Source organism: Shewanella sp. MF05960, assembly GCF_050849305.1.
Classification (GTDB): domain Bacteria; phylum Pseudomonadota; class Gammaproteobacteria; order Enterobacterales; family Shewanellaceae; genus Shewanella.
In genome coordinates this window covers 200,173-215,516 of sequence record NZ_JBOZPS010000001.1, presented here as the reverse complement: position 1 = coordinate 215,516, position 15,344 = coordinate 200,173, and the positions used below count along the sequence as shown (strand labels likewise).

Here is a 15,344-nt window from a genome sequence, read left to right as displayed (position 1 = left end):
TTATCTGGGAGTAGACAGAAGCAATGCCAAAACGTACCGATATAAAAAGTATTCTTATCCTAGGTGCCGGTCCAATTGTAATTGGTCAGGCGTGTGAGTTCGATTATTCAGGCGCTCAAGCCTGTAAAGCCCTTCGTGAAGAAGGCTACCGTGTCATTCTGGTAAACTCAAATCCAGCAACCATTATGACCGACCCAGAAATGGCCGATGCAACTTATATCGAACCAATTCATTGGGAAGTGGTTCGCAATATTATTGCTAAAGAACGTCCTGATGCGATTTTGCCCACAATGGGTGGTCAAACCGCATTGAACTGCGCACTTCAATTAGAAGCTAAAGGCGTACTAAAAGAATTCAACGTTGAAATGATTGGTGCAACGGCTGATGCGATTGATAAAGCTGAAGACCGTAGCCGTTTCGACAAAGCGATGAAATCCATTGGTTTAGACTGCCCGCGTGCCGGTATTGCTCATAACATGGATGAAGCATACGGCGTGTTAGATATGGTGGGTTTCCCCTGTATTATTCGCCCATCTTTCACCATGGGTGGCAGCGGCGGTGGTATTGCCTACAACAAAGAAGAGTTTGAAGAGATTTGTTCTCAAGGCTTGGATTTGTCGCCAACTAACGAGTTATTGATTGATGAATCACTCATTGGTTGGAAAGAATACGAAATGGAAGTGGTTCGTGACCGCAACGATAACTGTATTATCGTATGTGCCATTGAAAACTTTGACCCAATGGGCGTCCATACCGGGGACTCAATCACTGTTGCCCCAGCACAGACGTTAACAGATAAAGAATATCAATTAATGCGTAATGCTTCTTTAGCAGTACTGCGTGAAATTGGTGTTGAAACGGGTGGTTCTAACGTCCAATTTGGTATTTGTCCAAACACTGGTCGTATGGTGATTATTGAGATGAACCCGCGTGTATCGCGCTCATCTGCACTTGCCTCTAAAGCCACTGGTTTCCCGATTGCAAAAATTGCCGCCAAGCTTGCAGTTGGTTTCACATTAGATGAACTCAGCAACGACATTACCGGTGGTAAAACACCTGCATCGTTTGAGCCAGCAATCGATTACGTAGTGACTAAAATTCCACGTTTTAACTTTGAGAAGTTTGCCGGTGCTAATGACCGTTTAACAACCCAAATGAAATCAGTGGGTGAAGTGATGGCCATAGGTCGTACTTTCCAAGAGTCATTGCAAAAAGCATTGCGTGGTTTAGAAGTTGGCCGTAACGGTTTTGACTCAATCATCGATGTGACTTCTCCAGATGCAATGCAAAAAATTCGTCATGAATTAAAAGAGCCTGGCTGTGACCGTATTTGGTATATCGCAGATGCATTCCGCGCTGGTTTATCGCGCGATGAAATCTTCAAATTGACCAATATTGATCACTGGTTCTTGATTCAAATTGAAGATTTGATTGCTGAAGAGGCCAACGTGGCTGAAATTGGCATGTCAGGTTTAAACCAAGATGTGTTACGTAAACTTAAGCGCAAAGGTTTTGCTGATTCACGCTTAGCTGATGTGTTGGGCGTAAATGAGAGCGAAGTGCGTAAACTACGTCAACGCCATGATATTCATCCCGTTTACAAACGTGTTGATACTTGTGCTGCTGAGTTTTCAACTGACACCGCTTACATGTACTCAACTTATGAAGACGAATGTGAAGCTAACCCATCAAATCGTGACAAAATCATGATTTTGGGTGGCGGCCCTAACCGTATTGGTCAAGGCATTGAGTTTGATTACTGTTGTGTTCACGCGGCATTAGCATTGCGTGAAGACGGTTACGAAACCATTATGGTTAACTGTAATCCTGAAACAGTATCAACCGACTATGACACATCAGATCGTTTGTACTTTGAGCCAGTAACCCTAGAAGATGTGCTAGAAATCGTTCGTATCGAGAAGCCAAAAGGCGTTATCGTTCAATACGGTGGCCAAACACCGCTTAAGCTTGCACGCGAATTAGAAGCCGCAGGTGTACCGATTATTGGTACTAGCCCTGATGCGATTGACCGTGCAGAAGACCGTGAGCGTTTCCAACAAGCCATTCAACGTTTAAACATGAAGCAGCCGCAAAATGCGACAGTAACCACTGTTGAAAGTGCTGTGATTGAAGCTGAAAAAATTGGTTACCCGTTAGTGGTTCGTCCATCTTATGTGTTGGGCGGTCGTGCAATGGAAATTGTATATGACCAGCAGGATTTACTACGTTACTTTAATGAAGCCGTCAAAGTGTCTAATGCGTCGCCAGTATTACTTGATCACTTTTTAGATGATGCGATTGAAGTTGATATTGATGCCGTATGTGATGGTGAAACTGTGGTCGTTGGCGCGATAATGGAACACATTGAGCAAGCTGGCGTTCACTCTGGTGACTCTGGTTGTTCATTGCCTCCGTATACACTCAGTGCAGACATTCAGGCCAGAATGCGTGATCAAGTGACAAAGCTTGCTTTCGAGCTCGGCGTTATTGGCTTAATGAACGTGCAGTTTGCGGTTAAAGATAACGAAATCTATATGATTGAAGTTAACCCGCGCGCCGCTCGTACAGTGCCATTTGTGTCAAAAGCCACTGGTGTACCATTAGCCAAGATTGCCGCGCGTGTTATGGCAGGTCAAAGCTTGATATCGCAGAATTTTACCAAAGAAGTTATTCCGCCATTTTATTCGGTAAAAGAAGTGGTATTACCGTTTAATAAATTCCCAGGGGTTGACCCACTATTAGGGCCTGAAATGCGCTCTACTGGTGAAGTCATGGGAGTCGGTGATACGTTTGCTGAAGCGTATGCAAAAGCTCAGCTTGGTGCGACATCTGAAGTGCCTAAATCTGGCCGCGCGTTATTGTCTGTGCGCAACAGTGATAAAAAGCGAGTATCAGACTTAGCTGCCAAGCTTATTGAGTTAGGCTACGAAATTGATGCGACTCACGGCACTGCTATTATCTTGGGCGAAGCGGGCATTAATCCTCGCTTAGTGAACAAGGTGCATGAAGGTCGTCCGCACATTTTGGACCGCATTAAAAATGGTGAGTACACTTATATTGTAAACACCACAGAAGGCCGTCAAGCCATTGAAGATTCTCGTCAAATTCGTCGTGGTGCATTACGCTATAAAGTAAACTACACGACGACACTTAACGCTGCATTTGCAACATGTCTAGCACATGCGGCAGATGATCGCGTTAAAGTCACGTCAATCCAAGAGCTTCATAAGCGTATTATTGGCTAAACGATAATGTGTGATTGATAAGGTCGCCATTTGGCGACCTTTTTTATGATATTTTGATGATGGATGACTAGCAAGTCGATAAAAGCTTAGGTAAGCTGTCAGCAACCATCTAAAAGATGCATCCTAGCTACGTACGCGATATCACTTACGTACTTCCAACAGAATTTTTTACTGTGTTGACTTTTTGTCAGCACGGGATGCTTTTGTTTTTAAAGGAGACAAAGACATTATGAGTAAGGTCCCAATGACAGTCGTTGGCGCAGATCAATTGCGTAAAGAACTGGAAATTTTAAAATTTGATCGTCGTCCAAAAATTACCGAGGCCATTGCGTCAGCGCGTGAACTAGGCGATTTAAAAGAAAATGCTGAATACCATGCAGCACGTGAAGATCAAGGTATTTGTGAAGCGCGTATTCGCGATATTGAAGGTAAATTATCTAACGCTCAGATCATTGATGTGCAAAAATTAGAAAATACTGGCCGAGTTATTTTTGGCACAACAGTCACTATTTTGAACATTGATACTGATGCTGAAGTGACTTACCGTATCGTGGGTGATGATGAAGCTGATATTAAACAGAATTTGATTTCTGTTAACTCTCCTATTGCCCGCGGGTTAATTGGTAAAAGTGAAGGCGATGAAGTGTCTATCACCACACCTGGCGGTTTGACTGATTACGAAATCCTGTCGGTGAAGTATATCTAATTTGCACTGGGATTAGTCTTTAAAGCAAATTCGAACACTTTGTACCTTATGTTATTAATTAAAAACACTTACTGCTCACAGTAAGTGTTTTTTTATTGCTACATGTATAAGAATTCATTTGCGCATTAATGAGGGTATCGCTACTATCAACACTCTTTACATTATCGTTACATTTTTAGTGTGCTATCGGCTTAACACAACAGCCAGCTGACTGAAAATGTACATAGACACTAATGCGTTAAGGTATTAATGACGTTTCCTTGGGCTCGAATATTATTGATGTTGCTTATTGTGGGGTTGGGTTCACTCTTCCTTATCAATAGCCGTGTCTTAATAATGTCGACGGCTCAACTTAGTGCGCCACAATTTAATAGCATTTCATTGAGTGATTGTGTGGTCACACCATCACAGCATTTGGCGAATTGCGATTTGTCCGCTGCGTCTGTAAATCAAGTAAACGTTATTGACAGTTTTAGCGCAGATATCAGTGCAAGCGTAATGAATAATCCTCGCTTAATCGATGTAAAAACAACATTATTAGGTTATGTTGGCTTTGAACATATCAATACGGATATCAATCCGCAACCTAGTTCAAATGACTTCCATTATGTGCCGACATACTCTGCACGGTACATTAACCTTGCTCAACATCAACCTGATGAAGTAAATCCTAATTATTTACTCGCTTATGAGTTTGTTTCCCCGCCGATCCCGAGCCTGGAAATTGGCTATCAAGTTAACTTTAGTCCGCAATTAGACTGGGTATTATCATCAGCATCTGGCCCTTCTCGTATTTCCGCCTGGAAAGAATCAAACTTACTCTTCGTAAACGCTCAAACCTGTTAGCTAACATTTCTTTGACTACCGACTCTATTAGCTAAGCTAATGGATTTCATTGTGAACCGGTCACTGCTTTAGGCATTGTATCGTTCGCTATGCATTTTTATCGTGGCCATTTTGGCCGCGGTGTAGTGAGAGCAAGTGTTATGACATCAATAGACAACAATAAACCGTTAAATAAGCAACTCAACAAATACGCTCAGTGGAAATACTGGGTGCTCATTGTGACGTTAATCATACTGTTTTTAAGTGCTTTGCCATCTTGGTATGGCGAAGATGCGGCGGTGCAGTTATCGACCAAATCCCCTAATACAATTTCGTCTGAACAGGTTTATAAGGTATTAAACCGCGCAGGAATTAGCAGTAAGCGAATTGATCAACAGCAGCAAAATGTGTTGGTTGTGTTGCAACAAGCTGATCAGCAAACTCAAGCTAAAAACATCTTATCAGAATCATTTGCCGACCGTGCGCAAGTCACGTTAGCTTTAGCGCCAGCAGCCCCTGATTGGTTGTTGAACATGGGTTTTGAACCCATCAAATTAGGGCTGGACTTACGTGGAGGAGTGCAGTTTTTACTTGATGTTGACCTAGAGTTAGTATTTAAAAATCAAGCCATTATGGTGAGTGATTCGGTAAAGCAATTTGTGCGAGAGCAACGTATTGGCGGTGTGTTGATTCGTCAAGGTGACGGTGCTGAAATCACCATTGACACATCACAGCAAGAAGCGAGAGGGCAAGTTAGACAATTTATTAACCAGCAATACCCATTATGGCAAGTTACTGGACACCAAGACACACTTGTTGTTTCGTTAAGTGAAAGCGAGCAATTAAAGCTAACGAATCTTACCGTGCAACAAAACTTACAAATTATGCGCAGCCGGATTGAAGAGCTCGGTATTACAGAGGCATTGGTGCAACGCCAAGGTGAAAATCGTATTCGCATCGAGTTACCTGGAGTGCAAGACCCTGCAACGGCTAAAAATGTGATTGGTGCTACTGCGAGCCTAGCATTTTACCCCGTTGCTGAGACCGGATCGGTCAATGCCATTGTGCTTAAAGATGAAAGTGGCAAACCGATTTATGTTGCCAGAAAACCTGTGTTAGGCGGCGATCACATTGTTGATGCTAGAGCTGCGGTTGGCGACTTTGGCATGTCAAAAGTGAATATCAGCTTAGATTCTGCCGGTGGTAAGTTAATGTCTGATTTTTCACGCGACAACATTGGTAAACCAATGGCGACAGCGTATAGCGAATATAGCCGTAATGATAAGGGCCAAGCACAACAAACCACTAAAATCATTAGTGTTGCGACTATTCAAAGCCAGCTAGGTAGCAAATTTGAGATAACTGGCGCGGGAACACATCAAGAGGCACAACAATTAGCGCTATTACTTCGAGCAGGTTCAATGACGGCGCCAGTAACAATAGTAGAAGAGCGCACTATTGGCCCAAGCTTAGGGGCAGAGAATATTGTCAATGGCTTTGCCGCACTGGCACTGGGTTTGGCGGTAACGTTGTTATTTATGGCATGTTGGTATCGGCGTTTAGGTTGGGTTGCTAACGTAGCATTGATTGCCAACATGGTGATGTTGTTTGGCTTGTTGGCACTGATTCCTGGCGCTGTACTGACGTTGCCGGGCATTGCGGGGTTAGTGCTTACTGTCGGCATGGCCGTTGATACCAACGTACTTATTTTTGAACGTATTAAAGATAAGTTAGCAGAAGGTCGAAGTTTTGCTAGTGCAATTGATGTCGGTTTTGACAGTGCCTTTTCAACCATTATTGACGCTAACTTTACCACTATGATTACTGCGGTTGTGTTGTTTTCAATTGGGAATGGGCCTATTCAAGGGTTCGCATTAACGCTGGGGCTGGGTTTGTTAACTAGCATGTTTACTGGCATTTTTGCTTCTCGAGCAATCATTAATTTAGTGTATGGCCGTGACACTCGTCGCGCGATTAAGGTGTAACCCATGAATTCAAAAGAAGTGAACTCAACACAAATGAACTCTACGCAAATAAACTCAACTCAGGTGAATAATTTATCACAATCTTTGAGCTATTTAACCAAATGGCGATATGCATCTAGCCTAATATCGGTAGTGCTGATGTTGTTATCTTTAAGCGTTATTGGGGTAAAAGGCTTTAATTGGGGATTAGATTTTACTGGTGGCGTTGTTACCGAAATCCAAATCGATCAACGCATTACTGCTAGCGAAATTCAACCGTTAATGACTGCGGCTTACCAACAAGATGTGAGCGTGATTTCTGCTAGTGAGCCAGGGCGTTGGGTATTACGTTATGCAAATATCCCCGATGAAAATCAACGTCCTGAATTGCAGCAAGTCTTAGCGCCTTTAGCGTCTAATCTGACAGTGTTAAACAGTAGCATTGTGGGTCCACAAGTGGGCCAAGAATTAGTTGAACAAGGTGGTTTGGCTTTGTTGGTTGCGATGCTGTGTATTATGGGGTATCTGAGTTATCGATTTGAATGGCGCTTAGCGTCTGGAGCATTATTTGCGTTAGTGCACGATGTGGTGTTTGTATTAGCCTTTTTTGCATTAAGCCAAATGGAATTTAATTTAACGGTCCTTGCCGCTATTTTGGCCATTTTAGGCTATTCGCTGAATGACTCCATCATTATCGCCGACAGGGTGCGTGAACAATTAGTGGCAAAACCACAATGGAAAACGACGGATATTAATAATTTGGCGGTTAAGTCTACGTTTTCTCGCACTATGGTGACATCGGGTACGACTTTACTCACGGTGGTGGCATTGTGGATTATGGGCGGCGCGCCGCTTGAAGGTTTTTCAATCGCAATGTTTATTGGTATTTTAACCGGCACATGGTCTTCTATTTCTGTTGGCGCAACCTTACCAGAGTTTTTAGGGCTTAAAACCGAGCATTATCTGATAGTGCCGTTACCTGATACACCGTAAACATAAATTGATTAAAAATGTTTCATAAAAATGTGTAATAAAAAAGCCGCTGAAATCAGCGGCTTTTTCACAACGAATGGTTTACTATTTTTTTGCTTTTGGCAAAGCTATCTTCATTTCTGGTGAATGACGGAAGATAACTAATACATGACCGATAAGTTGCACTTTCGCAGACTGGGTTTCACGTATAATGGCGTCAACGATGGCATTTTTTAGCTCTCTGTCTGCAGAGGCTACTTTCACTTTAATCAATTCATGATGTGTAAGAGCGCTATCAATTTCAGCCAGAACACCTTCAGTTAGTCCGTTGCCACCAAGCAGCACCACTGGCTTTAGACTGTGCGCCAGACCTTTTAAATGCTGTTTTTGTTTGGTTGTTAAGTTCATTTGTACCAACTTTTTCTGAGTTACTGTTGAAAAACCGGTATTCTACCCTTATATAAGGCTTATGTAACTCTGAATCGTTGCGGAATTTAAATGGTAACCAAAAAACGTACAGCGAGTTCGACTCGCTGGATGCAAGAACACTTTCACGATCACTATGTGAAATTAGCGCAAAAAAGAGGCTTACGCTCACGTGCTGCATTTAAGTTAGAAGAAATCCAGCAAAAAGACAGCTTGATTAGATCTGGCATGACAGTGGTAGATTTAGGGGCCGCCCCCGGCGGATGGTCACAAGTTGCAGTTAAACTAGTGGGGGACAATGGTAAAGTCATCGCGTGTGACATTTTACCGATGGACCCTATTGTTGGCGTAGATTTTCTTCAAGGTGATTTTAGAGAAGACAAAGTATTACAGGCATTGCTTGACCGAGTAGGGCAAGATAAAGTGGATGTGGTACTATCAGATATGGCACCGAACATGAGTGGTTCGGATGTTGTAGATCAACCTAGAGCAATGTATTTAGTGGAATTAGCGCTAGATATGTGTCATCAAGTGTTGGCGCCTAATGGCTGTTTTGCTGTTAAGGTCTTTCAGGGGGAGGGCTTTGACGAGTACATGAAAACAGTTAAAGAGGCATTCAAAGTAGTAAAAACCCGAAAACCAGACTCCTCTAGAGCGCGCTCTCGAGAAGTCTATCTAGTGGCGACTGGTTACAAGTTGTAGTAGTCTAACGTTAATAATCGCAGGACTGTTAAGAGGTCTAGTAATTTGAGTGACATGGCAAAAAATTTAATACTCTGGGTTGTCATCGCTGTTGTGCTGATGTCAGTGTTTCAGGGTTATTCCCCCTCTTCTTCGAATTCGCAGAAGATGGATTACTCCGCCTTTTTGGACAACGTCCGAAATGGTCAAATCAACACGGTCGAAATTAAAAGCGACCAAAGAACGATTGAAGGGACTAAACGTACCGGCGAAAAGTTCACCACTATTATGCCTATGTATGATCAAGATTTGATCAATGATCTTCAAGCTAAAGGTATTGACTATAAAGGCCAGGAAGCTGAAGAATCTGGTTTCTTAACTCAAATCTTTATTTCATGGTTCCCAATGTTACTGCTGATTGGAGTATGGATTTTCTTCATGCGACAAATGCAAGGTGGTGGCGGTAAGGGCGCAATGTCATTTGGTAAAAGTAAAGCCAAACTGATGAGCGAAGACCAAATCAAAACGACTTTTGCTGATGTTGCCGGTTGTGATGAAGCAAAAGAAGAAGTGAAAGAGCTAGTTGATTATTTACGTGACCCGACTAAGTTCCAAAAATTAGGCGGCCGTATTCCTACTGGTGTATTAATGGTTGGACAGCCTGGTACCGGTAAAACGTTACTAGCTAAGGCTATTGCGGGTGAATCCAAAGTGCCATTCTTTACCATTTCAGGTTCTGATTTTGTGGAAATGTTTGTGGGTGTTGGTGCATCTCGTGTGCGTGACATGTTCGAACAAGCCAAAAAGTCAGCTCCATGTATTATCTTTATCGATGAAATCGATGCTGTAGGTCGCCAGCGTGGCGCAGGCGTGGGTGGTGGTCATGATGAACGTGAGCAAACATTGAACCAGTTGCTGGTTGAGATGGATGGCTTTGAAGGTAATGAAGGCGTGATTGTCATTGCGGCAACTAACCGTCCAGACGTACTCGACTCTGCGCTACTTCGCCCAGGTCGATTTGATCGCCAAGTTGTTGTTGGCTTGCCCGATGTACGTGGTCGTGAACAAATCCTTAAAGTGCACATGCGCAAAGTGCCTTTGTCTGACGATGTTAAAGCAAGCGTTATCGCTCGTGGTACGCCTGGTTTCTCTGGTGCTGATTTAGCTAACCTAGTCAATGAAGCGGCCTTGTTTGCTGCTCGTGGTAATCGCCGCGTTGTTGGTATGGAAGAGTTTGAACGCGCCAAAGACAAGATTATGATGGGTGCAGAGCGCCGTTCTATGGTGATGTCTGAAGAAGACAAAGAGATGACCGCTTATCATGAAGCTGGCCATGCGATTGTAGGTTGCTTAGTGCCAGAGCACGATCCTGTGCATAAAGTGACCATCATTCCTCGTGGACGAGCTCTGGGTGTCACCTTCTTCTTACCAGAAGCCGATGCTGTTAGCCAAAGCCGTCGCAAGCTTGAATCGCAGATTTCTGTAGCCTACGGCGGACGTTTAGCTGAAGAACTTATTTACGGTAGTGAAAAAGTCTCTACAGGTGCATCGCAAGACATTAAGTACGCCACATCAATTGCACGTAACATGGTTACCCAATGGGGGTTCTCTGACAAGTTGGGGCCTTTACTGTATGCAGAAGAAGAAAACGAAGTTTTCTTAGGCCGCAGTATGGGTAAATCTAAAGCGATGTCAGGTGATACTGCGTCATTAATTGACTCTGAAATCAAAATGTTTATCGATAAAAACTATCAACGTGCGCAAACCATGTTGACTGAAAATATGGATATTTTACATGCGATGAAAGATGCTTTGATGAAATACGAAACAATTGATTCGTTGCAAATTGATGATTTAATGCATCGCCGTGAAGTACGAATGCCTGCCGAATGGCAAAAAGATGAATCGTCTGATGACAAAGATGGCGGAAACAGCGCGCCTAAAGTTGAAGATGAGAAGTCTGAAGAGAAACCTAAAACTGATATTAGTGACGCAGATGAATCACCTGCTAAATAAATAATCAAATCAATAAAGAAAACCCCGAAAGGGGTTTTCTTGTTTTTAATCTACGTTAGGACATTACCTGTGTTTCAATTAACTCATGCCAGTAAAACCCTCGATTTAACAGCACCAATCGTGATGGGGATTGTTAATGTCACCCCTGATTCTTTTTCTGATGGCGGCGCATATAGTGATTTTGAGCTGGCGTGCCGTCATGTTGATGACATGGTTGAGCAAGGTGCATTAATGATCGATGTCGGCGGTGAGTCAACAAGACCTGGCGCTACAGAGGTATCCATTGAGCAGGAGTTGGCTCGAGTTATTCCTATTATTGAATATATTGCTAAAACCCATAATGTGTGGATTTCAATCGACACCAGTAAGCCTGAAGTGATGGAGGCCGCAGTCGATGCGGGCGCTAATTTAATCAATGATGTACGTGCATTACAATTACCTGGTGCGCTAGCCATGGCAGCGTCGCTTGATGTGCCTATTTGCTTAATGCACATGCAAGGCGAACCTCAAACTATGCAAGATGCTCCAGCTTACGATGATGTAGTAGATGAAGTTGCTGCATTTTTCGAATTGCGTATCGCGTATTGTGAAGCTGCGGGTATTGAGCGCGAACGATTAATTCTTGATCCCGGTTTTGGCTTTGGTAAAACTTTAGCGCATAATTACCGTCTATTAGCTATGTTACCTAAGCTACATGAGTTTCATTTGCCGGTATTAGTCGGCTTATCTCGTAAAAGCATGATTGGCAACTTATTAGGTCGTGATACTGACCAACGTCTTGCCGGCAGTTTAGCGGGGGCATTAATTGCGGCGCAACAAGGCGCGCAGATTATTCGTGTTCATGACGTAGCTGAAACAGTTGATGTACTAAAGGTAATGTCAGCCACCATGGAACAGTTATAATTATCTCGGTTGTTGTATATGTATATGTATATGTATATGTATATGGCAATCCGTAATCGCAAAATCATAATAATATTTAACACAAAGTGAATCACTTAAGTGGGGAACTGTGAAGCAAAGAAAATTTTTTGGGACTGACGGCATTCGCGGCAAAGTGGGTGACGGAAAAATGACCCCTGAGTTGGCATTAAAACTTGGTTGGGCTGCGGGTCGTGTTTTGTCCAGAAATGGCACTCAAAAAGTCATCATTGGCAAAGACACTCGTATTTCAGGGTATTTATTTGAGTCAGCATTAGAAGCCGGCTTATCTGCCGCGGGTTTAAATGTGTTGTTATTAGGACCAATGCCGACTCCTGCAGTGGCCTATTTAACCAGAACATTTAGAGCCGAAGCGGGTGTGGTTATCAGTGCGTCGCATAACCCTTACTACGACAATGGTATCAAATTCTTTTCAACTGACGGCAGCAAGCTTGATGATGCTATTGAGCTTGAGATTGAAGCCGAACTTGAAAAGCCTCTAGTGTGTGTCGAGTCTCATTTATTAGGTAAGGCGCGCCGTATAGAGGATGCCGCTGGGCGTTATATTGAATACTGCAAAGGAAATTTCCCGGCAGATCATACTTTGGAAGGATTAAAGATTGTCGTAGATTGCGCTCATGGTGCGACTTATCATATCGCTCCGAATGTATTTAGGGAATTGGGTGCAGATGTTATTGCTATTGGTGATAAACCAAACGGTTTAAACATTAACGACAAAGTTGGCGCCACCTCAATGGCCAAAATATGCGAAACGGTATTAGCCGAAAATGCTGATTTAGGCATCGCCCTCGATGGTGACGGCGATCGCATTATGATGGTTAACAATCGTGGCGAAGTCATAGATGGCGATCAAATATTATATATTTTAGCCGTAGATGCGCAAAAGCGTGGTATTTTAAAAGGCGGTGTAGTGGGTACCTTAATGTCTAATTTAGGGTTAGACTTAGCACTGCAAGCGCTTGATATTCCGTTTGTTCGTTCAAATGTGGGTGATCGGTACGTAATGGAAATGTTAAAGCAACATGACTGGCGTATCGGTGGTGAAAATTCAGGCCACATTCTTAACCTCGATCATGGTACCACTGGCGACGGTATTGTAGCTGGTATTTTGGTACTTGCCGCAATGAGAAGACAGCAAGCAACGCTTGAACAACTCACTGAGCCAATGAAGATGTTACCTCAGGTACTGGTGAATGTTCGCTTTGAAGGAACCACCAATCCACTCGACACCGATGCGGTTAAAATGGCGCAGGTAAAAGTGGAAGCACAATTGGGTGCTCGCGGACGAGTATTACTGCGTAAGTCAGGTACCGAGCCGTTAATCCGAGTCATGGTCGAAGGAGATGACCACTCGCAAGTACTTGCACATGCAAATAGTATCGCAGAGGCGGTAAAAGCAGCATGTTAATTATTTGAATATTCAGGAATGTCGTTGCGCGCTTAAAAAGTAGACGCTTCGACCATTAATCTGAAATATTCCCCTTTTAGCTATTGTAACTTGATAAGTGGTTCGCTATTATTCACGCCGCTTTCAAAGGAGACAGTGATGGCACTCAGACGTCCTATGGTAGCTGGCAACTGGAAAATGAATGGTAATTCAGCATTAGCTGAAGAGCTTTTTAAGAAGTTTGCCTCGAAGCTCCAAAATGATTCAGCTGAAGTGGTTTTATGCCCGCCTTCAATTTATCTTGAAAGTGTTAGGCAACTGCTTGAAGCAAATAAGCAAACGTTAGACGGTGCGCTTGTTAGAATGGGCGCGCAAAATCTAAGTCAACATGACTTTGGCGCGTACACCGGTGAAATATCTGGGCAGATGCTAAAAGATTCAGGATGTCGATATGTTATTATCGGCCATTCCGAACGTCGCCGTATGTACGGAGAGACGAGTAATATTGTGGCAGAAAAATTTGCTGCTGCACAAAAACACGGACTCACACCGATACTTTGTGTTGGTGAATCAGGTCCAGCTCGAGAAGCAAGACGCACCTTTGAGGTGATTGCTGAAGAGTTAGATATTGTTATTGAAAAAAACGGCACCATGGCTTTTGATAACGCGATTATCGCCTACGAACCTTTATGGGCAGTAGGAACGGGTAAAAGCGCTACACCAGAGCAGGCACAAGAAGTACATGCGTTTATTCGCAGCCGCCTCTCTGAAGTGTCTCCATTTATTGGAGAGAACATTAGGATTCTTTACGGTGGTAGTGTTACCCCCAATAATGCGGCAGATATTTTTGCCCAACCTGATGTTGATGGTGGTCTGATTGGCGGTGCAAGTCTGAACTCAACTGAGTTTTTAAGTTTATGTACCATAGCGATGAGCGCGTAATAATATGTACGAAGTTCTTATAGTTGTATACTTGGTGGTTGCGTTAGGTCTAGTAGGCTTAATTTTAATTCAACAAGGAAAGGGTGCCGATATGGGCGCATCTTTCGGAGCCGGTGCTTCAGGCACGTTATTTGGCTCAAGCGGTTCAGGTAACTTTCTGACCCGTTCTACTGCTGTCTTGGCGATTGGTTTTTTCGCGTTAAGTTTAGTGATTGGTAATTTAAGTGCCAACCACACACAGCAGAATGATCAATGGAACGATTTAGGTACTGCAGCAGAGCAAATCATTGATGAAGCGCCTGTGCAAACCGAACAGTCAGAAACTAAAATTCCTGACTAGTAAACTAGTTTACGCCGAGGTGGTGGAATTGGTAGACGCGCAGCCTTGAGGTGGCTGTGTCCTAACGGACGTGCGGGTTCAAGTCCCGCTCTCGGCACCAAATTATAACTAACAAACTAAGGATTGTGTTTGATTAGTTATTGCAAGATATGACGTAAATCAATATACTTGCAAACAGTTGACGCGGGGTGGAGCAGTTGGTAGCTCGTCGGGCTCATAACCCGAAGGTCGTCGGTTCAAGTCCGGCCCCCGCAACCAGCTCCTTGTGATTTATTTTCTGTTTGAAATTAAATCGCAATTTACAGGTTCTATAATAAAATGACCTCGTGATTACGGGGTTTTTTGTTATATGGACTTTTAAATACCCGTGATATTGACGGGTTGCTCTGGGGCTTTTAGCCCTTTTTTTGTTTTTTTTGGGGGTCATTTTTGGCAACAATAGAATCCAAGCTAGTTGAAATGTTAACGGTTCCAGTTGAAGCGTCAGGCTTTCAGCTTTGGGGCATTGAATATGTTCAAGCTGGTCGTCATTCAATTCTACGTGTGTTTATTGATCACGAGAATGGCATCAACATTGAAGATTGTGCTGAGGCCAGTCGTCAAGTTAGCGCAGTTATGGATGTTGAAGACCCGATTTCTACAGAATACACATTAGAAGTATCTTCGCCTGGAGTAGATAGACCGTTATTTACAGCAGCGCAGTATGCCGCTTACATCGGTGAAGATGCGAAAGTACAGTTGACTATGCCTGTTGCGGGTAGTCGAAATCTAAAAGGCGTCATCACTAGTGTTGATGGGCAAATGCTCACCATCAAAGTTGATGGTAAAGACTTGATTGTTGCTTTGGATAACATCCGCAAAGGCAACATTATCGCTAAGTTTTGATAGTTTCAGGTGA

The 15,344-nt window shown here is 43.3% G+C and carries 13 protein-coding genes and 2 tRNA genes; 14 read left to right on the top strand and 1 reads right to left on the bottom strand.

Annotated features, from left to right (window positions below; genetic code table 11):
- Window positions 1–23: 23 nt before the first annotated feature.
- From carB to secF, 5 genes are all read left to right on the top strand, one after another.
- Window positions 24–3,245 (top strand): carbamoyl-phosphate synthase large subunit, encoded by a 3,222-nt coding sequence (carB, locus tag ACROAE_RS00925; RefSeq protein ID WP_432399042.1) that lies wholly within the window; start codon window positions 24–26, stop codon window positions 3,243–3,245.
- Window positions 3,246–3,474: 229 nt separating this feature from the next.
- A complete protein-coding gene (greA, locus tag ACROAE_RS00920) occupies window positions 3,475–3,951 on the top strand; it encodes a transcription elongation factor GreA (protein ID WP_432399041.1) in 477 nt (158 codons plus the stop codon).
- Window positions 3,952–4,200: 249 nt separating this feature from the next.
- A complete protein-coding gene (locus tag ACROAE_RS00915; protein ID WP_432399040.1) occupies window positions 4,201–4,797 on the top strand; it encodes a hypothetical protein in 597 nt (198 codons plus the stop codon).
- A 140-nt stretch (window positions 4,798–4,937) separates the two neighbouring features.
- Window positions 4,938–6,761 carry a protein translocase subunit SecD gene (gene secD / locus ACROAE_RS00910; protein ID WP_432399039.1) on the top strand — a complete coding sequence of 608 codons (1,824 nt, stop codon included), beginning with the start codon at window positions 4,938–4,940 and terminating at the stop codon, window positions 6,759–6,761.
- A gap of 33 nt (window positions 6,762–6,794) precedes the next feature.
- On the top strand, window positions 6,795–7,733 hold the full coding sequence (gene secF / locus ACROAE_RS00905; protein ID WP_432399208.1) for a protein translocase subunit SecF: 939 nt from the start codon (window positions 6,795–6,797) through the stop codon (window positions 7,731–7,733).
- 84 nt (window positions 7,734–7,817) lie between these two features.
- Here secF and yhbY read toward each other — a convergent pair whose 3' ends face one another.
- Window positions 7,818–8,120, bottom strand: a complete 303-nt coding sequence (gene yhbY / locus ACROAE_RS00900) for a ribosome assembly RNA-binding protein YhbY (protein WP_160055271.1) — start codon at window positions 8,118–8,120, stop codon at window positions 7,818–7,820.
- Window positions 8,121–8,210: 90 nt separating this feature from the next.
- On the opposite strand from yhbY, the gene rlmE reads away from it, so the two are divergent.
- The 9 genes from rlmE (at window position 8,211) to rimP (ending at window position 15,331) form a co-directional block, all read left to right on the top strand.
- Window positions 8,211–8,840: a 23S rRNA (uridine(2552)-2'-O)-methyltransferase RlmE gene (gene rlmE / locus ACROAE_RS00895; RefSeq protein ID WP_432399038.1), complete on the top strand. Its 630-nt coding sequence runs from the start codon at window positions 8,211–8,213 to the stop codon at window positions 8,838–8,840.
- 45 nt (window positions 8,841–8,885) lie between these two features.
- Window positions 8,886–10,835: an ATP-dependent zinc metalloprotease FtsH gene (ftsH, locus tag ACROAE_RS00890; protein WP_432399037.1), complete on the top strand. Its 1,950-nt coding sequence runs from the start codon at window positions 8,886–8,888 to the stop codon at window positions 10,833–10,835.
- Between the two features lie 123 nt (window positions 10,836–10,958).
- On the top strand, window positions 10,959–11,738 hold the full coding sequence (gene folP / locus ACROAE_RS00885; RefSeq protein WP_432399207.1) for a dihydropteroate synthase: 780 nt from the start codon (window positions 10,959–10,961) through the stop codon (window positions 11,736–11,738).
- Between the two features lie 109 nt (window positions 11,739–11,847).
- On the top strand, window positions 11,848–13,185 hold the full coding sequence (gene glmM / locus ACROAE_RS00880; RefSeq protein ID WP_432399036.1) for a phosphoglucosamine mutase: 1,338 nt from the start codon (window positions 11,848–11,850) through the stop codon (window positions 13,183–13,185).
- A 138-nt stretch (window positions 13,186–13,323) separates the two neighbouring features.
- A complete protein-coding gene (gene tpiA / locus ACROAE_RS00875) occupies window positions 13,324–14,106 on the top strand; it encodes a triose-phosphate isomerase (RefSeq protein ID WP_188954199.1) in 783 nt (260 codons plus the stop codon).
- A 4-nt stretch (window positions 14,107–14,110) separates the two neighbouring features.
- On the top strand, window positions 14,111–14,446 hold the full coding sequence (secG, locus tag ACROAE_RS00870) for a preprotein translocase subunit SecG (protein WP_188923917.1): 336 nt from the start codon (window positions 14,111–14,113) through the stop codon (window positions 14,444–14,446).
- Window positions 14,447–14,459: 13 nt separating this feature from the next.
- Window positions 14,460–14,546 (top strand) — tRNA-Leu (locus ACROAE_RS00865).
- An 82-nt stretch (window positions 14,547–14,628) separates the two neighbouring features.
- Window positions 14,629–14,704: transfer RNA gene (locus ACROAE_RS00860), tRNA-Met, on the top strand.
- Between the two features lie 171 nt (window positions 14,705–14,875).
- A complete protein-coding gene (rimP, locus tag ACROAE_RS00855; protein WP_160055251.1) occupies window positions 14,876–15,331 on the top strand; it encodes a ribosome maturation factor RimP in 456 nt (151 codons plus the stop codon).
- Window positions 15,332–15,344 lie beyond the last annotated feature (13 nt).